The organism is Stappia sp. G46H5W, from assembly GCF_058448995.1.
In genome coordinates this window covers 933,886-953,506 of the sequence record NZ_JBZFLL010000002.1, presented here as the reverse complement: position 1 = coordinate 953,506, position 19,621 = coordinate 933,886, and the positions used below count along the sequence as shown (strand labels likewise).

The 19,621-nt window shown below is 66.0% G+C and carries 21 protein-coding genes; 6 read left to right on the top strand and 15 right to left on the bottom strand.

The window, feature by feature from the left end:
* Positions 1–118: 118 nt before the first annotated feature.
* Positions 119–1,165 carry an alpha/beta hydrolase family protein gene (locus ACVJ6E_RS10110; protein WP_120268135.1) on the top strand — a complete coding sequence of 349 codons (1,047 nt, stop codon included), beginning with the start codon at positions 119–121 and terminating at the stop codon, positions 1,163–1,165.
* Between the two features lie 37 nt (positions 1,166–1,202).
* On the opposite strand, the gene ACVJ6E_RS10105 is transcribed toward ACVJ6E_RS10110, so the two are convergent.
* Positions 1,203–2,771 carry a sensor histidine kinase gene (locus ACVJ6E_RS10105; protein WP_120268134.1) on the bottom strand — a complete coding sequence of 523 codons (1,569 nt, stop codon included), beginning with the start codon at positions 2,769–2,771 and terminating at the stop codon, positions 1,203–1,205.
* Between the two features lie 158 nt (positions 2,772–2,929).
* Here ACVJ6E_RS10105 and ACVJ6E_RS10100 point away from each other — a divergent pair, with 158 nt between their 5' ends.
* Positions 2,930–3,565 carry a uracil-DNA glycosylase family protein gene (locus ACVJ6E_RS10100; protein WP_120268133.1) on the top strand — a complete coding sequence of 212 codons (636 nt, stop codon included), beginning with the start codon at positions 2,930–2,932 and terminating at the stop codon, positions 3,563–3,565.
* A 108-nt stretch (positions 3,566–3,673) separates the two neighbouring features.
* Here ACVJ6E_RS10100 and ACVJ6E_RS10095 read toward each other — a convergent pair whose 3' ends face one another.
* Positions 3,674–4,648, bottom strand: a complete 975-nt coding sequence (locus ACVJ6E_RS10095; protein WP_120268132.1) for a sulfurtransferase — start codon at positions 4,646–4,648, stop codon at positions 3,674–3,676.
* Between the two features lie 228 nt (positions 4,649–4,876).
* On the opposite strand from ACVJ6E_RS10095, the gene ACVJ6E_RS10090 reads away from it, so the two are divergent.
* Entirely contained in the window at positions 4,877–5,371 is a 495-nt protein-coding gene (locus tag ACVJ6E_RS10090; RefSeq protein ID WP_185926488.1) for an Lrp/AsnC family transcriptional regulator, read from the top strand.
* 25 nt (positions 5,372–5,396) lie between these two features.
* Positions 5,397–5,900, top strand: a complete 504-nt coding sequence (locus tag ACVJ6E_RS10085) for a DUF302 domain-containing protein (protein WP_120268130.1) — start codon at positions 5,397–5,399, stop codon at positions 5,898–5,900.
* A gap of 24 nt (positions 5,901–5,924) precedes the next feature.
* Here the strand turns inward: ACVJ6E_RS10085 and ACVJ6E_RS10080 are convergent, their stop codons facing one another.
* The 3 genes from ACVJ6E_RS10080 to ACVJ6E_RS10070 form a co-directional block, all read right to left on the bottom strand.
* On the bottom strand, positions 5,925–6,344 hold the full coding sequence (locus ACVJ6E_RS10080) for a VOC family protein (RefSeq protein WP_120268129.1): 420 nt from the start codon (positions 6,342–6,344) through the stop codon (positions 5,925–5,927).
* Between the two features lie 72 nt (positions 6,345–6,416).
* A complete protein-coding gene (locus ACVJ6E_RS10075) occupies positions 6,417–7,268 on the bottom strand; it encodes a helix-turn-helix domain-containing protein (protein ID WP_158592647.1) in 852 nt (283 codons plus the stop codon).
* Between the two features lie 222 nt (positions 7,269–7,490).
* On the bottom strand, positions 7,491–8,369 hold the full coding sequence (locus tag ACVJ6E_RS10070; RefSeq protein ID WP_120268127.1) for an NAD(P)-dependent oxidoreductase: 879 nt from the start codon (positions 8,367–8,369) through the stop codon (positions 7,491–7,493).
* Positions 8,370–8,802: 433 nt separating this feature from the next.
* Between ACVJ6E_RS10070 and ACVJ6E_RS10065 the strand changes: the two genes are divergently transcribed.
* Positions 8,803–9,693: a LysR substrate-binding domain-containing protein gene (locus ACVJ6E_RS10065; protein ID WP_120268126.1), complete on the top strand. Its 891-nt coding sequence runs from the start codon at positions 8,803–8,805 to the stop codon at positions 9,691–9,693.
* On the opposite strand, the gene ACVJ6E_RS10060 is transcribed toward ACVJ6E_RS10065, so the two are convergent.
* From ACVJ6E_RS10060 to ACVJ6E_RS10015, 10 genes are all read right to left on the bottom strand, one after another.
* On the bottom strand, positions 9,690–10,853 hold the full coding sequence (locus ACVJ6E_RS10060) for a trans-sulfuration enzyme family protein (RefSeq protein ID WP_120268125.1): 1,164 nt from the start codon (positions 10,851–10,853) through the stop codon (positions 9,690–9,692). The genes ACVJ6E_RS10065 and ACVJ6E_RS10060 overlap by 4 nt on opposite strands.
* A gap of 99 nt (positions 10,854–10,952) precedes the next feature.
* Positions 10,953–11,789, bottom strand: a complete 837-nt coding sequence (locus ACVJ6E_RS10055) for an ABC transporter permease (protein WP_120268124.1) — start codon at positions 11,787–11,789, stop codon at positions 10,953–10,955.
* A complete protein-coding gene (locus ACVJ6E_RS10050) occupies positions 11,786–12,499 on the bottom strand; it encodes an ABC transporter permease (protein WP_120268123.1) in 714 nt (237 codons plus the stop codon). The genes ACVJ6E_RS10055 and ACVJ6E_RS10050 overlap by 4 nt, the downstream gene beginning before the upstream one ends.
* Before the next feature lie 64 nt (positions 12,500–12,563).
* Positions 12,564–13,340, bottom strand: coding sequence for an ABC transporter substrate-binding protein (locus ACVJ6E_RS10045; protein ID WP_120268393.1), 777 nt, complete (start codon positions 13,338–13,340; stop codon positions 12,564–12,566).
* Between the two features lie 195 nt (positions 13,341–13,535).
* Positions 13,536–14,825: a molybdopterin molybdotransferase MoeA gene (locus ACVJ6E_RS10040; RefSeq protein ID WP_120268122.1), complete on the bottom strand. Its 1,290-nt coding sequence runs from the start codon at positions 14,823–14,825 to the stop codon at positions 13,536–13,538.
* Positions 14,800–15,354 (bottom strand): molybdopterin-guanine dinucleotide biosynthesis protein B, encoded by a 555-nt coding sequence (gene mobB / locus ACVJ6E_RS10035; RefSeq protein ID WP_120268121.1) that lies wholly within the window; start codon positions 15,352–15,354, stop codon positions 14,800–14,802. Before mobB ends, ACVJ6E_RS10040 begins: the two co-directional genes overlap by 26 nt.
* Complete coding sequence (gene mobA / locus ACVJ6E_RS10030) at positions 15,351–15,977, bottom strand: molybdenum cofactor guanylyltransferase MobA (protein WP_120268120.1); 627 nt, start codon at positions 15,975–15,977, stop codon at positions 15,351–15,353. The genes mobB and mobA overlap by 4 nt, the downstream gene beginning before the upstream one ends.
* Positions 15,974–16,894, bottom strand: a complete 921-nt coding sequence (gene fdhD, locus ACVJ6E_RS10025) for a formate dehydrogenase accessory sulfurtransferase FdhD (protein ID WP_208996649.1) — start codon at positions 16,892–16,894, stop codon at positions 15,974–15,976. The genes mobA and fdhD overlap by 4 nt, the downstream gene beginning before the upstream one ends.
* Positions 16,895–17,027: 133 nt before the next feature.
* Complete coding sequence (locus ACVJ6E_RS10020) at positions 17,028–17,486, bottom strand: BLUF domain-containing protein (protein WP_158592646.1); 459 nt, start codon at positions 17,484–17,486, stop codon at positions 17,028–17,030.
* Positions 17,487–17,617: 131 nt separating this feature from the next.
* Positions 17,618–18,073 carry a BLUF domain-containing protein gene (locus tag ACVJ6E_RS10015; RefSeq protein WP_120268118.1) on the bottom strand — a complete coding sequence of 152 codons (456 nt, stop codon included), beginning with the start codon at positions 18,071–18,073 and terminating at the stop codon, positions 17,618–17,620.
* Positions 18,074–18,342: 269 nt separating this feature from the next.
* On the opposite strand from ACVJ6E_RS10015, the gene ACVJ6E_RS10010 reads away from it, so the two are divergent.
* The gene (locus ACVJ6E_RS10010) at positions 18,343–19,524 is read left to right on the top strand and encodes an Mrp/NBP35 family ATP-binding protein (protein WP_120268117.1); all 1,182 of its coding nucleotides are present in this window, start codon (positions 18,343–18,345) and stop codon (positions 19,522–19,524) included.
* Positions 19,525–19,621: the final 97 nt, after the last annotated feature.

The following is a 19,621-nucleotide window of genomic DNA, read 5'->3' as shown; positions in this document are numbered from 1 at the left end:
GGGTCGACGCATCCCAGGTACAGGATCCGGTTGCAGTCGTCCTCGATCCGGTTTCAGGACGCAAGCGCGGGGTTTTGGGAGGCATCGAAATCCCGTCGCCACCCAAGGAGATCCCGCGATGAAACGCCTTGCACTTGCCGCCCTCCTGTCCGCCCTGGCCCTGACGTCTCTCGTTGCTGCGCGTGCCGAAACGCTGGCGATCCCCGGCTATGATCGGATGGATGTCCCCGCCCGTCACCGCGCCCTGCCGCTTGCCGCCTCGCTCTGGTATCCGGCGGGCCGGGCGACATATCGAAACGTCATCGGCGACAGTGTCCTGTTCGAGGGCGAACCGGCAATGGTCGGCGCGGCGGTCGCCGAAGGGCGCCATCCGCTGATCCTGCTGTCGCATGGCTCCGGCGGCGCGATGGAGGGGTTGGTGTGGCTGTCCTCGCGCCTTGCCGCGCGCGGGGCCATCGTGCTTGCGGTGAACCACCCCGGCACCACGTCGGGAGACTCCTCGCCGCGCCGCACGATGCGGCTTGCCCCGCGCGCCGCCGATCTGGGAGCGGCTCTGGAGGCCGTGCTCGGCGATCCGCAGTTCGCGCCGCATATCGACCGCGAGCGTATTTCCGCGCTCGGCTTCTCGCTCGGCGGTACCACGGTGCTGGGACTTGCGGGCCTGCGTTTCGACCGCGAGGCCTTTGCCGACTACTGCCGGGATGCGGGAGAGGCTGCGCCGGGCTGCGACTTCCTGGCAAAGGGCGGGGTGCGGCTGGATGCGCTGCCCGAGGCGTTCTCGGCCGACATGCGGGACCTGCGCGTCTCGGCGGTGGTGTCCGTCGATCCGGGCTTCACCCAGGCGGTAATGGAAGGGAGCCTTGCCGGGGTTCGGGCTCCGGTGCTCTTCCTCAATCTGGGCGAAACGGATCTCTGGGAGGCGGTGGATGTCGGGACAAGCGGGAGCGGTCTTGCCGCCCGCGTGCCCGGCGCGCGCCATGTGGCGGTCGCGCCCGCACACCATTTCACCTTCCTCGGCGTGTGCAAGGAAGGCGGGGCGGAGCTGCTGCGGAAGTGGAAGGACGATCCGATCTGCGATGACCCGCAAGGCACGGACCGCGCGAAGGTGCACGAGGAGATCGTCGGGATCGTGGCGCAGTTTCTGGGGCTGACGACGGACGACTAACGAAGGCGGCTTGGAGGTGGCGGAACGTACCGTCGCCTCAGGAGGCCTTGCGCACGATCATTCGCCGGGCGGCGCTGCGGCGGGCATCGACGCCCGTGCCCGGGGTCTCTGCCAAAGCCGGCATGGCTTCCAGCACGCGGGAGGCCGGGAAGGTGACGATCGCCTCGGTGCCCTCGCGCAGCTTGGACCGCAGTTCGAACTTGCCGCCATGCATCTGCACCAGCGCCTGGACGATGGGCAGGCCGAGGCCGGTGCCTTCCTCCGCGCTCTTGATGGCGATGGCGCCCTGGCCGAAGGCCTGCATCACGATCGGAATTTCGTCTTCCGGAATGCCCGGACCGTTGTCGCGGATGGAGATGTACTGGCCGCCGCCAGCGGTCCAGCCGGCCTTGACATATACCTCACCGCCCGAAGGGGTGAACTTCACCGCATTCGACATCAGGTTCAGGACGACCTGGCGAATGGCGCGTTCGTCGACCCACAGTTTCGGCAGATCGACCTCGTAGGCTTCGGTGATGGTGATGCTCTTCTTGCGCGCGCGGATCGCCATCATGTGCTTGCAGTCTTCCAGAAGCTCGGCCAGCGGCACGGCTTCCTCGCTGAGCTCGTAGCGGCCCGCCTCGATGCGCGACAGGTCGAGAATCTCGTTGATCAGGTTCAGCAGATGCTGGCCAGAATTGTGGATGTCGGCCGCATATCCACGATAGGTGTCGTTCTCCAACGGGCCGAGAAGCTGGTTCTTCATCACCTCGGAGAAGCCGAGAATGGCGTTGAGTGGCGTGCGCAGCTCGTGGCTCATGGTCGCCAGGAAGCGCGACTTGGCCAGGTTCGCTTCCTCCGCGCGCCGGCGCGCCTCGTCGGAAATGGCGTTCGCCTGTTCCAGCTCGGAGATCAGGTGGTCCTTTTCCGCGCGGAAGGCCAGCATCGTCACGGTCGAGACATGCAACTGGTTGCCGAGCATCAGGAAGAAACCCTGCGCGCCGATGGCCATGGCCATCATCGCGTAGTGGATCGCGGTCTGCTGGTTCAGGAACGAGACGACGATCGCCAGGGTGATCGGCAGCGTGCCGGCGAGCAGGGCCCGCGGCAGGCTGGCCGACAGCATGGTCAGCATGGCGATGACGATCAGCATCGTCGCGAACTGGAAGATCTCCGAGCCGTCGTGGCCGGGCGCCGTCGACTGCAGCAGGAAGAAGCCCGCCCAGGACAGGCCGTAAAGCAGGTCGCCGATGATCATCTGGCGGCGCCAGCGGGGCAGGTCGGCATCGGCCGGCGTCTCGCGCTCGAAGCGGCGGCAGGCCATGAGCAGCAGCGTGTGGGCGATGATCGTGAAGATCATCCAGCCCACGACGATGTCGATGCGCATCCACAGCAGCGAGATGCTGCCGACGATGAGCGCGAAAAGCGGAAGCGCGAGCGATGCGCTCAAGCGGTTCTTGGCAAAGGTGAGCAGCAGCTCGTATTCGAAGTTCGGCGCGATGCCGTCGCCCGTCGACAGCCGCTCGCGAACATTGCGCACGGTCTTCGCCACGTCGCGCCGCCGCCGGGCGCGCTCGCTGTTGAGGGCCGTTTTCGCCTCGCTGCTGGTTGTTTCCTGCGCGGCCATGTAACTCAGGCACCTGGTTGCCGGGGACTTGCCCGGTTGGATCGAAACAGGTCCAGTGTGGTGACCAACCCTTAATATCCGCCTCAAGGACGTGGTTAACCAAACGTCACGAACCTGGATGGGCGGCAAGGGCGGAACCGGGGCGGCAAGGAGAGCGAATGACGGCAAGAAGCGGAAGGGGACTTGGCACGCTGGCGCAGGAGATCGGCGCCTGCAGGACCTGCATCACCGCACCCGCCGGGCGGCCGCTGCCGCATGAGCCGAGGCCCGTCTGCGTCCTGTCGGCAACGGCGCGCATCGCCATCTGCGGCCAGGCACCGGGCACGCGTGTCCATGCCAGCGGCCGCCCTTTCACCGATCCGAGCGGCGACCGGCTGCGCGAGTGGATGGGAATCGGCGAGGAGGTCTTCTACGATTCGGCCAAGCTTGCCATCGTGCCGATGGGCTTCTGTTTTCCCGGTCTCGACGACAAGGGAGGCGACCTGCCGCCGCGCCGCGAGTGCCGGCGGCTCTGGCATGACCGCATCTTTGCCGCGATGCCGCAGCTCGAGCTGAAGCTGGTCATAGGCTCCTACGCACAGGCCTATCACCTTGGCGAGCATCGCCGCGGCTCCGTGCGCGAGACGGTCGCCGCGTGGCGCGAGATCCTGGAGGAGACGCGGGCCGAGGGCGTTGCCGCGATCGCCTTGCCGCATCCCTCATGGCGCAACAACGCCTGGCTGAAACGCAATCCCTGGTTCGAGGAGGACTGCCTGCCGGTGGTCCGCGCCGAGGTGGCGCGGCTGCTTGGCTGAGGTTTGCCAATAAAAAAGGCCGGCGCCCGGGATCAGGACCCGAACGCCGGCTGAAGGTGCGGGGCGCAAGGCCCCGGGGAGTATCCCAGAGGGAAAACGGGCGGCCGATCAGCCGAACAGGTCGCTCAGGAAGGTGCGGACCTCGTCGATCACCGTTCGGTCGGAGGTCATCGGCAGGGAGTCGTCCTGCGACCAGCCCACCATGCTGTCGTCGTAGAGCGAGACGTTTTTGTAGCCGAGCAGCTCGTGCAGCACGAACCAGTTGGTCGCAGCCCAGTGGCCGGTGTTGCAGTAGGAGACGATCTCCACCGACTTGTCGCCGAGCTTCGACGGCACCAGGGCTGCGATCTCGGCCTGCGGCTTCAGCTGGCCCTTGGCGTCGTCATAGAAGACGGCCTGGTCGAGGCTGACGGAGTCCGGAATGCGGCCGAAGCGGGTTGCCTTGGAGTGCTTGTCGAGCCCTGCGAACTGGTCGGCCGGACGGCCGTCGATCAGCACGGCGGACGTCTCGAGGCGCTTTGCGACATCCGAGGTCTGCACGAGGTAGTCGGCGCGCGGCTCGGCAACGAACATGTCGCCAACAGGCGTCACGTTTCCGGTCTCGACCGGATGACCGCCCGCGACCCAGGCCTTGTGGCCGCCGTCGAGGATGGCGACCGCGTCATGGCCGAGATACTTCACGGTCCAGTAGACGCGCGCTGCGGCGGAAAACTCCGAGCTGTTGCCGCCGGCCGGCACGATCACAAGCGCCTTGTCCTCGGACAGGCCAAGCTCGGACAGGGCTGCCTCGAGCTTCTCGACGGACGGCAGGACGCCCACCACATCGCCGCGGTCGGTGCGCCAGTAGCCCGGATACTCGCTCCAGACGGCGCCCGGAACGTGACCCTTCAGGTAGACGTCCTTGCTCGAGCCGGCGAAGGGCGAGCGGATGTCGATGACGACGATATCGTCGCGTTCGAGATTGTCGGCCAGCCATTGCGGGCTGACGAGGGGCGTCACTGCGGGCGCCGCAAAGGCGGCCGGCGCGGCAAAGGCGGTGGCGACGATCAGCAGGGTTGCTGCAAAACGAGAGAACGCAAACATCTGTCTGCCTCCAGAAATGGGGGCCTCCCGCAAGCCTTGCAGGGGCCTTTTCAAGGGAGGAGTTGACACCGGAGACAAAACGCGGCAAGCGAAATCGAGACGGAAATTGGAAGAAAAATCCAATATTCTCCATTCTCCCGCCAGTAGAAGAAAACGAGAGTTGTCAAAGTCCGGTTCATTGGAAAATGAATCCGAGAACCTCTCGAGCCGCCGAGCCAGGAACCCATGATCGACCGCATCGACAGACGCATCCTTTCGATCCTCCAGGAGGATTGCACCATTCCGGTCGCCGAAATCGGCCGCCGCGTCGGACTTTCCACAACGCCCTGCTGGCGCCGCATCCAGAAGCTGGAGGAGGACGGGGTCATCCAGCGCCGGGTGGCGATCCTCGACCCGAAGAAGATCAACGTGAAGGTCACCGCCTTCGTGGCGATCACCACGTCGCGGCACAACGACGACTGGCTGCGCAAGTTCGCCGACGTCATCTCCGAGTTCCCGGAAGTCATCGAGTTCTACCGGATGGCCGGGCAGGTCGATTACCTGCTGCGGGTCGCGGTGCCGGACATCGAGGCCTATGACGCGTTCTACAAGCGCCTGATCGCCAAGATCGACATCTCCGACGTCTCCACCTCCTTCGCCATGGAGCAGATCAAGTCGACAAGCCAGCTGCCGCTCGGCTATGTCCAGACGGAGAAGCCGCGCGCCGAACGGGACGACCAGTAGGCCGCGCCAGCAAGGGAGGCGAGACATGGCACAGCATTCGCAAAGACAGGGGCCGGCATGGCGACGGCTTGCCGCCGCATGCCTGGCGGCATGTGCCGTGTCCGCGACCCCGGCGCTGGCTGCCGACGGGCCGCAGATCAGCCAGGTGGAGCGGTCTTACGAGGACGTGCGGTTCGATCTTGAGAACGCGATCATCAATCGTGGTCTGGTGATCGACCACATCTCCAATGTCGGCGACATGCTGGCCCGCACGGCCGCGGATGTGGGCTCGGAAACGCAGGTTTTCGTGAAAGCGGAAGCGTTGCTGTTCTGCTCCGCCCGGCTGTCGCGCGCGGCGATGGAGGCGGCGCCGGAAAACGTCGCCTTCTGTCCCTATTCGGTATTCCTCTACGAAACGCCCGATGCGCCCGGCAAGGTCTCCGTCGGCTATCGCCGGCTCCCCGAACAGGGAAGCGAGGCATCGCGGGCCGCCATCGCCGAGGTCAATGCGCTGCTGGCCGGCATCGTCGAGGAAGCCGGCGGCGAGTGAGCCGGCCGGAGCGGTTGCCCCGTGTCATCCGCTCTCGCCGACCTTCGGCCAGTAGGTACCCAGGCACCAGACATTGTCTTCCGGGTCCCGACAGATGAACTCGCGGCTGCCGTAGTCGCGGGTGACGAGCGGTTCGACGATGACAGCGCCTGCCGCCTCGGCGCGAGCGAAGGCCGCATCGATGTCCTCGACCGCGATGTAGAGCGTCTTGCCGGACGGACCGTCCGGCTGGCCGACGATCTGCGCGAAATCGTCGTCGCGCGCCTGTCCCAGCATCAAAATCGAGCTGCCGAGCGCGAGCTCAGCATGGGCGATCGTGCCGTCAGGCGCCTCATGGTAGGCGTGGACCGTGAAGCCGAAGGCCTGTTGCAGCCACTCCACCATCTGGCGGGCGTTGCCGAAGCGAAGGGCCGGGAAGATGCAAGGGGCAGGGGATGTGGTCATGGGTCGTCTTTGTCCTCGTTGCGGAACGAGGGCAGAGATAGCCGCGGTATCCGGCAGACGATTGAACAAATGTCACCTGCCCGGCGGGTCGGGCCATGTCGCGGAGCCGAGTTTGTCGAGGCTCAACCACCACGCGCGCGGCGTGAGTCCCGCGAAGTCCTCGAACTCCCGGATCATGTGCGCTTGGTCCGCATAGCCGCCGGCAAAGGCGATGTCCGCCCAGTCGGGCCGCACAGCCTCTCTGGCCAGGGCCTGTGCCCGGTTGAAGCGGGCGATGCGGGCAACTGTCTTCGGCGAAAGGCCGAATGCGCGCGAAAAGCGGTCGGCAAGGTGCTTGCGGCTCCAGCCGATCCGCGTCGCCAGATCGTCGATGCGGCGCACGGCTCCGGAAGCGATGAGGCCGAAGGCGGCATCCACCAGGGGAAGGGCTGGCTCTGCGGCCGCCGCCCCGAAGCGGGCGGCGAGGAAACTTTCCGCGCAGTCGAGCCGGGCATTCCAGTCGTCGGTATCCTCCAGGCGCCGACGAAGCTCCGAGATCTGCGGATGGGCAAGATCGGCGAGCGGCACCATCCGGCCGGCGAATTCGGAGGCCGGGATGCCCAGGAGGCGCTGTGCGCCGACCGGCGTCAGGTTGACCTGCAGGCAGGCGGAGCGGCCGCTCGAGGCGATGAAGATGCGCGCGGTATCGAGACCGGCGATGAAGCTCGGCTGCTCGTCTCCGGCTACGGGGGCATGGCCGAGACGGATGCGGAAAGGCGTGCCGAAATTGATGATCAAGGGGGCGGAGAGCGAGGCGGTCTCGATCTGGCGGATCGCAAATCCGTCCGTTTCCTCATAGGTGGCGACTTCGGTGTAGAAGGGGCGCAGGGCAAGTGGCGCCGGCCGATGCAGGAAAACGACCCCGCAGTCGGCGGGCATGGTCATGCCAGGAGTATGCAGGACGGGAAGGTCGCTGCCTGAGGTCCCGCGGACGCCTGGGGCGGTGGGATCTCGCCGGGCATTTGTGCGCTTGCTCATTTTCCAAGATGCTCCAGCTTCCTGTTCGCCGTACCGGCTCTGGAACGCTGGGGAAGGGTGGCGCAGTCCGCAGTCGGGCGCAACCCCGGCCAAACCCGGCGGCAGGGCGCCGCCGGGTCCTTGGCACAGTTACTTGCCGGCGTTCTGCAGGCGGGCGATCAGGCTGGACGTGTCCCAGCGGTTGCCGCCCATGGCCTGCACCTCGGCGTAGAACTGGTCGACCAGCGCGGTGACCGGCAGGCGGGCGCCGGTCTCGTTGGCGGTCTTCAGGCAGATGCCGAGATCCTTGCGCATCCAGTCGACGGCAAAGCCGAAGTCGAACTTGTCGTCGCGCATGGTCTGCCAGCGGTTTTCCATCTGCCAGGACTGGGCCGCGCCCTTCGAGATCACCTCGATCACCTTGGCGACGTCGAGGTCGGCCTTCTTGGCGAAGTGGATGGCCTCGGACAGTCCCTGCACCAAGCCGGCGATGCAGATCTGGTTGACCATCTTGGTGAGCTGGCCGGCGCCGGCCGGGCCCATGTGGCCGACCATCTTGGCGAAGCACTCGATAGCGGGGCGGGCGGCCTCGAATGTATCGGCGTCGCCGCCGACCATGACGGTCAGTGCACCGTTCTCCGCGCCCGCCTGTCCGCCGGACACCGGCGCATCGAGGAAGCCGCAGCCCTTGGCTTTCGCGGCCTCGTAGAGCTCGCGCGCGACTTCCGCCGAGGCGGTGGTGTTGTCGATGAAGATTGCGCCCTTCTTCATGCCGTGGAAGGCGCCGTCGGGCCCGGTGGTGACCGACCGCAGGTCGTCGTCATTGCCGACGCAGGCGAAGATGAAGTCGCAACCCTCGGCCGCAGCAGCCGGCGTCGCTGCATGGGATCCGCCGTGCTCGGCCGCCCATTTCTCCGCCTTGGCGGCGGTGCGGTTGTAGACGGTGACGTCGTGCCCGCCGCGCGACTTGAGGTAACCGGCCATCGGATACCCCATCACGCCGAGACCGATGAATGCAACTTTCGCCATTGCGCCCCTCCTCCTGAGTTCGTTGGCTGAGCCATCCCGGACGGGACGGCAATTGTATGATGTCGCATCCTCTTTAGCGCATCATGGTGCCAGTGTCAGGGGCGGAGTGTCAGGATCCGAGCGTCACGGAGAGGCGTGGTTGCACTCTGGTCGACAGGGCGGCCGGGGCGGGCCGCCCTTGCATTGCATGTCACGTTTTCTCCGGGGCGGGCTTCAACCGTGCGGGGCGCCGCCGAACGGGACGCCAGATGCGGCGGGGCGCCTCCAGCGGAGGCAGGACCTGATCCTCGGCACGCAGCGCGATCAGATAGGTTCTTGCAAGTTGGTCCAGCATGTTTGCTCTCCATCAAGGGCTTCCATTGTGGAAAGCATTGCTGTTTTCCGGCATTCATGCGACTCAGGAAAAACTTCGGAATGTAAGTGAGGCTTACATATGGATTGGAGCCGGATGCCTTCGCTCGCCAGTCTACGTGCCTTCGCTGCCGTCGCGGAGGCCGGGACGCTCGCCGGAGCGGGACGAACGCTGAATGTCAGTCACGCGGCCATCAGTCAGCAGGTGCGGGCCCTGGAAGCGTTTCTCGGCGCCGAGCTGGTGGTGCGCGAAGGGCGGGGCCTGGTCCTGACGCAGGAGGGACTTGCGCTCGCCGGGCATCTCGAGGCTGCCTTCTCCCTGATGTACCGGGCGGTAGCGGAACTGACCGATGCGGATCGCACCCGCCCGCTGCAGGTGACCATGACACCCACCTTCGCAGTGAGCTGGCTGATGCCCCGCATCTCGGACTTCCGCCACCGGCACCCGGATATCGAGCTGATGCTGAACCCGACGGCGGACGTGGTAGAGCTCGAGCCGGGCGGCGTCGATCTTGCCATCCGCTTCGGCAAGGGGCAGTGGCGTGGGCTCAACTCCGAGCCCCTGTTGCTGACGAGCTTCGTTGTCGTGGCGGCGCGCTCGCTGGTCGGTGACGCGGATTTCTCCGATCTCGCCAAGCTGCGCGACTATCCCTGGCTACAGGAGTTCGGGGCCAACGAAAGCGCCAACTGGTGGGACCGGAAGGGCATTGCCCCCAGCCGCAGCAACAACCTGCACATGCCTGGCTACATGATGCTGGAAAGCCTTCGGCGCGGCGACGGGGTGACCGCCGCCGCGCGCGCCTTCATCGAGCCGGAGATCCGCTCGGGCCAGTTGCGTGTCCTGTTCGAGGACGAGGAGCGCGGCAACGGCTATCACATCGTCACGCGGCCGGGCGTACAGCGCCCGCCGCTCAAGACCTTCATCGCCTGGCTGCGAAGCCACCGTGACGGGCAGGACGCCGTGACCGGCTAGCTGCCGAGCGGGGCAAGGGCGGCGGAAAGATCCGCGATCAGGTCGTCTGCGCTCTCGATGCCGATGGACAGGCGGAGCAGGTTGACCGGCACGCCCGTGGCGTCACCCTCGATCGTGTGACGATGCTCGACGAGGCTCTCGACGCCGCCAAGCGAGGTCGCCCGCTTGATCAGGTCCAGCCGCCCGGCGACCGCCAGGGCCTCTGCAGCGCCGCCCTTGACCAACACCGACATCAGGTAGCCGCCGCCCGCCATCTGCCGGCTGGCAACAGTGTGCGAGGCGTGGCTGGCAAGGCCCGGATAAAGCACGCTTTCCACCGAAGGGTGGGCTTCAAGCATCTCGGCCACGGCCTGCGCATTGGCGCACATGCGCTCCATGCGCAGGGACAGGGTGCGCAGGCCCCGCAGCAGCAGATAGGCTTCGAAGGGGCCGAGTACTGCGCCGGCGTCATGCCGCTCCTCACGGATGAAGCGCCAGGTGACGGTCTGCGCATCGCGGCAGGTGACGATGCCCGCGAGCACGTCGGAATGGCCGTTCAGCGCCTTGGTGGCCGAATGCAGCACCAGATCGGCGCCAAGCTCCAGCGGCTTCATCAGCAGCGGCGTGGCGGCGGTCGCGTCGACCGCGACGACGGCGTTCAGCGTATGGGCGGCTTCGGCAATCGGCGCGATATCGGCGACGGTCAGCCAGGGGTTGGATGGCACTTCGAGGAAGACCAGATCGGGGCCGGTCTCCACCAGCGTCTCGCAGAAGCGCGTCGTGTCGCCCGCATCGACTTCGATCAGGGCGATTCCCATATGGGCGCAATGCTTGCGCAGCCAGGAGGTGGTGCCCCAGTAGATTCCGGACTGCGCGACGATGGTGCCGCCCGGCCGCACACTGCGCAGCACTGCCGAGATCGCGGCCATGCCGGAGCCGAAGGCGCGGCTCTCCGCACCGTTCTCCAGGGTTGCCACCAGGCTCTCGATCTGACGCACGAGATCGCTGTCGTCGCGCGAATAGATGTGGCCGGCGCTGGTCAGCCGGTAGTCGGTGTCGCGGGCGAAGGTGGTCGCGGTGTGGATCGGCGGAACCACCGCACCGGTCAGCGGGTCGATACCGCCGCCCCCGTGAGCCAGGAGCGAGGCAGGGGAGAGGCGGCGGTCGGTCGTGTCGGCCATGGGAAACTCCGGTGGAACTGATCTTTCGCCAAGCGGTAGCCGCGAAATGCCCGCCCCGCAATGGGGCAGGCATTACGATGTTGCGCGGCAAGAAACCGGTCAGCTGCGGCGCAGGTGGCGGGTCAGGCGCAGTTCGAACTTGTCCCAGATCCGGCGCAGCGCCTCGACGACGATGAGGTAGAGGACGGCCGCCCAGATATAGGCCTGGAAGTCGAAGGTCCGGGAATAGGCGCGGCGCGTCTCGCCCATCAGGTCGTAGATGGTCACCAGCGAGACGATGGCCGAGCCCTTGATCATCAGCACCAGCTCGTTGCCATAGGGACGCAGGGCCACGATCAGCGCCTGAGGCAGAATCACTTTCAGGAACGTCACGCCCTTCGGAATGCCAAGTGCGGCGGCTGCCTCCCACTGCCCCTTGTCGACGTTCTGGACCGCACCGCGCAGGATCTCGGCCTGATAGGCGGCGGTGTTCAGCGTGAAGGCGAAGACCGCGCAGTACCAGGCGTCGCGGAAGAACCACCACAGTCCGATATCGCTGAAGAACGGGCGGAAGCTGCCCGCGGCGTAGTAGATCAGGAAAGTCTGGGCGAGCAGCGGTGTGCCGCGGAAGAAGTAGACATAGGCATAGGCAAGGCCGGACAGCAGCGAGTTGCGCGAGTTGCGCGCCAGCGCCACGGGCAGCGACAGCGCGGCGCCGGCGACCATCGACAGGCCGACGAGCTGCAGTGTGATGATGATACCGTCGAGATACTTCTCCCAGTAGTCGCGGAAGAAGTCCGACATGACATTGCTGGCGAGATAGTAGAGCAGGTTGGCACCGGCGAGGATCCACAAGGCCATGAGCACATGGCCGGCGATGCGGGACATGGTCCAGCCGCGTGCCAGGGCCGGCGGAGCCGGCTGCGGGGCGATGGTACGGTCGCTGACCCAGCTCATCGCGGCACCTCGCCGCGCTTGGTCCAGGCCTCGATCCGCGTCAGGCCTGCGGAGGAGATGATCGCCAGAACAAGGTAGATCAGGCAGGCGCCGCCGAAGAACAGAAACGGCTCCTTGGTGACGCGGGCGGCGATGCCGGCCCAGCGGAGCAGGTCATCCAGGCCGATCGCGGAGACGAGCGCGGTCTCCTTCAGCAGGATCAGCCAGAGATTGCCGAGCGCGGGCAGGGCGAGGCGGATCAACTGTGGCAGAATGACGAGGCGCATCGTCAGTGAGCGGCTGAGGCCGAGGGCATAGCCGCCCTCGTATTGTCCTTGCTTGATCCCGCGGAACGCCGACAGGAAAGCCTCCGAGGCGTAGGACGAGAACACCAGCGACAGCGCCACCATGCCGGCGATGAAGGAGTTCACGTCCACGGTCGCGCCGGTGACGAAAACGCGTGCGATCTCGTTGAGCAGCATCTGCCCGCCGTAATAGACGAGGAACAGCGTCAACAGCTCGGGCAGGCCGCGAAAGATGGTGGTGTAGACATTCGCTGCCGCACGCAACGACGGCTCGCCGGAGTTCTTTGCCACCGCGATCAGGAATCCGAGCACGAGGCCGAAGGGCAGCGAGGCCAGCGCCAGCGACACGGTAACGAGAACGCCGCGCGCGATCTCGTCGCCCCAGCCGTCCGGGCCGAACGATATCAGGGTCAGGGCTTCATTCATGCGACGCAACCGCTGGTCTTAGCGGGACGGCAGGTGACTGCCGCCCCGCGAGGTTCAACGGTCGTCAGCCGCCATAAACGTCGAAATCGAAGTACTTCGACTGGATCTGCTCGTAGGTGCCATTGGCGCGGATCGCCTCGATGGCCTTGTTGAACAGTTCCTTGAGCTCGGGCTCGTTCTTGCGGATGGCGATGCCGGCGCCTTCGCCGTTGATCACCGGGTCCGGCGTCAGGGTGCCGAGCAGCTTGCAGCAGGCGCCGTCTTCGGTGGCGAGCCACTCGGACAGGACCACCACGTCATCGATCACCGCGTCGATACGGCCCGAGGCCACATCCAGCTTGTACTCGTCCGGCGTCGGATAGAGCTTCAGCTCCGCATCGCCGAGCTTGGCCTCGGCGTAGTTGGAGTGGGTGGTCGAGGACTGCGCGCCGAGCAGCTTGCCTGCCAGCGCTTCCTTGGTGGCGGCCGGGATGGTGCTGTCCTTCGGCACGGCGATTGCCGGCGGGGTGTTGTAGTACTTGTTGGTGAAGTCGACCTTCTGCAGGCGCTCCTCGGTGATCGACATGGAGGCGATCACGGCATCGAACTTGCCGGCCTGCAGCGCCGGAATCATGCCGTCCCAGTCCTGGACGACGAACTCGCACTCCACCTTCATCTCGGTGCAGAGCGCCTTGGCGATGTCGATGTCGAAGCCGACGAGCTGTCCGTCGGAAGTCAGGTTGTTGAAGGGAGGGTAGGCGCCTTCGGTGCCGATCAGCACCTTGGTCCAGTCCTTGGCCTCGGCTGCGCCTACGGTAGAAATGGCCAGCACGGCCGCGGCCGCGATCTTCATCAAACGCATCATGTATCCCCTGCGGTACTGTTTTCCGCCCGCGTCCATTTTTCCGGCGCGGGATCAGATTTCATACTCCCACCAAATTTATCCGGAATTCAACCGCTTTACGTTGGACTGTCCCCATTGCTCATGATGAGCGGGGAGCATTGTTCCGCAATTGTTTCAGGTGTCGCAGGGGAAGGGGGAGAGTTTGCGCCTGGCCTAGCGTGCGGCAAGGCCGTAGTCGCCGAAGCTGATGAAGTTGACCAGCTGCCCCTCGACGACCGAGGTCGCTTCCTCGGGAATCTCGATCAGGCCGTCGGCCTCGCGCAGCGAGGTGATGAGGCCGGATCCGTCGCGGGCGAACTTGCGCACGACGGTGCGCCCGGCTGAGTCGCTCTCGAGAATGCCGCGATAGAACTCCCGGCGGTCGGGCTTTTTCTTGGGGACGGAGAAGGCGGCCGGGATCTGGTAGCGCACCGGCTCGAAAAAGGCACCGCCGCCGAGTGCGGACAGGACCGGCAGCACGTAGAGCAGACCGCAGACCATGGCGGCAACCGGATTGCCCGGCAGGCCCAGCGTGACGCAGTCGCCAATGCGGCCGAAATTCATCGGCCGGCCCGGTTTGATCGCCAGTTGCCACATGTGCCGGCTGCCGAGTTCGTCGATGGCGGCGACGAAATGATCTTCCTCACCGCGTGAGGCGCCTCCGGTCGTGACGATGACGTCATGGGTCAGGGCGGCAGCCGACAGGGCGGCCTGCACTGCCTCGGCCTGGTCCGGCAAGATGCCGAGGTCGGTGATCTCGACCCCGCTTGCGGCAACGAGGCCGGAGAGCAGGAAGTGATTGCTGTCGTAGACGCCGCCGGCAGGCAGCGGCTGGCCGGGACGGCGCAGCTCATCGCCGCTGGAGACCAGCGCCACGCGCAGCCTGCGAAACACATCGACACGGCCCGCCCCGGTGGAGGCGATTGCGGCAATGTCCTGGGGCCTCAGGCGGGCGCCGGCCTGCACCAGAACCTCACCGGCCTTCAGGTCCTCGCCGGCCTTGCGCCGGTTGGCGCCTGGCTTCAGACCGGGTGGAACATGGACGAAGGTCTGGCCGCCGCGCTCGGTGATCTCGCAGTCCTCCTGCATGACAACCGTGTCGGCCCCGTCCGGCATTAGGGCGCCGGTGAAGATCCGCGCCGCGCTGCCGGGAGCAAGAGGGGACTTGAGCGGGTGACCGGCGGCGATGCGTGCCGATATCGGCAGCAGGCCGTCGCCGGCCGACAGATAGTGGTCATGGAGGAAGGCGTAGCCATCGACGGCGGAATTGTCGGCGAGCGGCACATTCCGCGCTGCCACGACGGGGCGGGCGAGAATGCGGGCGTGGGCTTCGCCGAGTGCGACGCTTTCCTGTCCCGCCACCGGAACGATCCGCTCCCGCAGGATCGCCAGCGCCTCCGCATGGCGCAGCCGATCGCGGTCGTGCAGGAAACAGTCGTCAAGCAGTCGTCTGGTCGGAGCCATTTCGGTTCCCGGAAAGTCCGCAGGTGGACAGGATGAAGTCGGCGATGCCGTCGATATCGTCGAGATGGTAGACCGGCAGAGTCGCATCCGCCACGGCGCCGTCCGAGGCTAAGGCGACCACATGCGGATCATTCGGCGAAAGCGCCTCGCCGCGCGCGGCAGCAGTCCGCCGCAGCTCAAGCTTGGGTAGGGCCTCGCGCTTGTAGCCCTCCACCAGCACCAGGTCGCAGGGCGACAGGCGGGCGAGAATCTCGGCAAGCGAAGGTTCGGCCTCCTCGCGCAGCTCGTGCATCAAGGCCCACCGCCGGCCCGATACCAGCGCGGTCTCGACGGCGCCGGCCGTCCGGTGGCGGTGACTGTCCGTGCCCTCCTGGTCGATGTCGAAGGCGTGATGCGCGTGTTTGACGGTCGCAACGCGAAAGCCGCGCGCCGTGATCGCCGCAACGAGGCGCTCGGTCATCGTGGTCTTGCCGCTGTTCTTCCACCCGGCGATGCCGAACACCGGCGCGGGATGCCTGCTGTTGCTCATGCCTCGGCCTTCAGCAGCTCTTCGGCTGCGGCAAGGTCTTCCGGCGTGTTGACGTTGAAGAACGGATCGGGCGCGCCGGGCGGCGGAGTGAAATCGGCGCTGGCATTGGGGTGCATGTCGACGAAGGCGAGCACCTTGCGGGTCGTACCCTCGCGCAGAAAAGTCTCGAGCGAGTCCGCCGCCGCGACCGGCCAGTAGCCGAAAACCGGATGCATGTGCCCATCGGCCCGAGCCAGGACGATCCGGTGGGGATCCTCGCCGCGTGCGGCCATCAGGCGAACAGCAAGGTCAGCCGGGTAGAACGGCGTGTCGCCGGCGACCGAGACGATCCCCTCCGCTTGCGGTGCATGAACCTGTGCCCAGCGGAGACCGGCCAGCACGCCCGCCAGCGGCCCGGCAAAACTCTCGACCGGATCGGGAGCGACCGGCAGGCCGAAGCCGGCGAAGCGCCCGGCCTCGCCGTTGGCGTTAAGCACGAGAGGGCCGACCTGCGGCCGAAGCCGTGCGATGACGCGGGCGAGCATGGTTTCGCCGCCCAGGGACAACAGCGGCTTGTCGCCGCCGCCCATGCGGCGGGCAAGGCCGCCGGCCAGAATGCATCCTGCGAGAGCGGGCGTGGTCATGCGGCGTCGTCCTCGCTGCGCGATCCCTTGCGGGCATGGCGCGGGTCCTCGCGGTCGCCCGCCTCGGGAACGGCGTCGTATTCCACCCGTTCGGCACCGGACAGCACGACGAAGCGCTGGCCGCGCGCCCGGCCGACCAGCGTCAGTCCAACGCGCCGGGCAAGCTCCACGCCCCAGGCGGTGAAGCCGGAGCGCGAGACCAGAATGGGGATGCCCATCATTGCGGTCTTGATCACCATCTCTGAGGTCAGCCGGCCGGTGGTGTAGAAGATCTTGTCCTGCGGCGGAACGTGGTTGAGCCACATCCAGCCGGCAATCTTGTCGACCGCGTTGTGCCGCCCGACGTCTTCCATATAAGCGACAGCCCGGTCTTCCTGGCACAGCACGCAGCCATGAATCGCGCCGGCCTCCAGGTAGAGCGAGGGCTGGGTGTTGATCTTCCGGGTGAGGGCGTGGAGCCAGGAGGTGCGCAGGCGGGCCTGCGGATCGAGCGAGATCTCGTCGAAGCGTTCCATCACGTCGCCGAAGACGGTGCCTTGCGCACAGCCCGAGGTGCGCACCTTCTTCTTCATCTTCTCCTCGTAGTCGGTCTCGCGCTCGGTGCGCACGACCACAACCTCGAGATCGTCGTCATAGTCGATGCCGGTGATGCGGTCGTCCGGCCGCAACATGTTCTGGTTCAGCAGGTAGCCGACTGCCAGCAGGTCCGGCCGGTCGCCGATCGTCATCATGGTGACGATCTCCTGCGAGTTGAGATAGAGCGTCAGCGCCCGTTCCGTGACGACGCGGATTTCCACCTCGCGGCCGGTCTGGTCGATGCCGGTGACGGGTGTTGAAAGGCGCTCGTCCTGCGGGTCGGGCCGGACGAGAAAATCCGGCAACCGTTCCGGGTCGGCGTCGTTGCGAAGATTCTGCAAGCTGTCCTCCCTGCCGTGCCGGCCGTCATGCGCCCGTTTTACGGGGTGCTCGGCGCACGGTGTCTGTTATGGCACAAACTAGGGAAGGAGAGGCGAGGCTGGCAAGGGTAGGGGTGCGGTGTGCGTGTCGGCCTCAAGCCGATATGGCACGCGGTTGTGCATTGAGGCGGGCATGGCGGGCGGCGCTGAAGATCACCGCAGACGCGAGATCGTCGTAGCTGGCAAGTTCCGGCGCCTGGCAGATCGGGATGTAGAGGTTCGACAAGACGGCATCCTGCGAATCGAGCGCATCGGCGAAGAACATCGGCATGCCGGGAAGCAGGCGCGCGGTGTCCTCGCGTCGGTCGATGATCTGGCAGCCGACGTGCCGGGTGTCGTCGATGATGCGTGCAAAGGCGCGCTCGACTGCGCCGTGCTCTCCCTCCAACACCTGAAAGAAGGTGTTTCCGGCAAGCAGCAGCGCACTTGTGAGCCCGTCTCGGGTGTTGTTGCGGCGAGCGACCGCGAGCAGCCGGTCGACTTCCTCGTCGAGCGACAAGGTCATGTCGCTGAAGTTGATCCTGCTCCGGTAACTCACCCGGGTGATGGTCATGGACTGCCTCAATGCGTCTGTCATGGCGTGCAGTCTAGTGACAACCCCTTCGCGTTCCGTAAGTGGAAAACCGAAGTCTTGCCTGTGGTCATTAACTCACTGGCAAGCAAGCAGGATCGCGGTCGTCGGGGTCAGACGAGGAGTGCTGCCCGGGTAAAGCGGCAATCCTCGAGCCGCCGGGCTAGGCAAGCGACCGCATCGCGCACCCGGGACAGGTCTGCCGGGGCGGTGCCGGTCAACACTTCGGCAACCTTCGCAGGCATTTCCATGCGGTCATCCCGGCCGTTGGCAAGGCAGAGCCAGCAATGCGGAAAGAGGCGGGAGTCGAGCGGGCCTTCGCAGAGAATCTCGACGCGGGATAGCCGAAGATCGCCTTCCGCGCAGGTGCGGCTGTCGGCAAGTCCCGACGCTTCGCCTTCCAGCCAAAGGAGGACGTGGTCGCCCTGTCGCAGAAGAACGCCGGTTACGCCGTTCAGGCGGTTGAGGCGGCGCGTCCGGTCGAGCAACAGGTCGACGTCTGCGCAAGACAGACCGTCGAGGGAGCTGCCGTCGATACGGGCCCTGTAGCAGATCGCACTCAGTACCATTTTTCCGATCCTTGCTTGCGGACTCCCCAGCCGCCCTTGAAGTTTGCGCGCAAGGTCTCGATCAATGGTTAAGAAGGGGCTGATGATGTCGTGAAAATCACGTCTGTCGCGGTTTTCTCCCCTTGTCGCTGGCCGGAGGCGGCAAGGTGGGGCCCGCGTGAGGGGCCCTGCGACGGGAAAGCAATTGACGTTTCCCGGTACGGCCTTACGTTCCGCGCATGTGATCGGGCACGGGAATTGTGATGTTCTGGAAGAAAAAGAGGGATGCAATGCCGACGCGTGAAGAGGTCCTGGCCGAGCTTTCCAAGGTCAAGGGGCCGGATCTCGAAGGGGATATCGTATCGCTCGGCCTTGTCTCGGATATTTTCATTTCCGATGGCAGGGTGATCTTTTCGATCACCGTCCCTGCGGAACGGGCGCAGGAGCTGGAGCCAATGCGGCAGGCGGCCGAGAAGGTCGTCGGCAAGCTTGCCGGTGTCGAGAAGGTGCTGGCTGCCCTGACCTCCGAACGCCAGGGCGGGGCAGGCGCGAAGGCGCCGCCGCCGGTACGGCCCGCGCCCGCGGCCGCCGACATGGGCAGTGTCCCGCCGCCGATGCAGCGCCGCGCCGCTCCGGCCGCGCCAGAGCAGACGGCAAAGCCCGGCGTGCCCGGCGTCAAAGCGATCATTGCGGTCGCCTCCGGCAAGGGCGGTGTCGGCAAGTCGACGACCACCTGCAACCTGGCCCTCGCGCTGCAGGCGAACGGGCTCAAGGTCGGCGTGCTCGACGCGGATATCTACGGACCGTCGATCCCGCGCCTGTTCCGCGTTTCCGGACGGCCGGAGCCGGTGTCCGGCCGTATCCTCAAGCCACTGGAAGGCTATGGCATCAAGGTGATGTCGATGGGCTTCCTCGTGGAGGAGGAAACCCCGATGATCTGGCGCGGGCCGATGGTGATTTCGGCGATCACCCAGATGCTGCGCGAGGTCGCGTGGGGCGAACTGGACGTGCTGGTGGTCGACATGCCTCCCGGCACGGGCGACGCGCAACTGACCATGGCTCAGAACGTGCCGCTTGCCGGTGCGGTGATCGTCTCGACGCCGCAAGATCTGGCTCTGATCGATGCACGCAAGGGGCTCAACATGTTCCGCCGTGTGGATGTGCCGCTGCTCGGCATCGTGGAGAACATGAGCTATTTCCTTTGCCCGGACTGCGGCGGGCGTCACGACATCTTCGGTCATGGTGGTGCACGCGCGGAAGCCGAGAAGCTCGGTGTCCCGTTCCTGGGCGAGGTGCCGCTCGACATGGCGATCCGGATCAATTCCGATGCAGGAACGCCCGTGACCGTGACCGATCCGGACGGGGCCCATGCGGCGATCTATCGTGATATCGCGACCAAGGTCTGGGCGGAGATCGAGCGAAATCGCGAGGACGGCCAGCGTGCTGCGCCGCGTATCGTCATCGAGAGCTAGGGGACTGTCCCCTGCATCTGGGCCGGAAATGGCGTTCGGCCGGCTAGACAATCCTGATTGGTGAACAAGGGCTTCGCGGCCGATGTCGCGAAGTCCT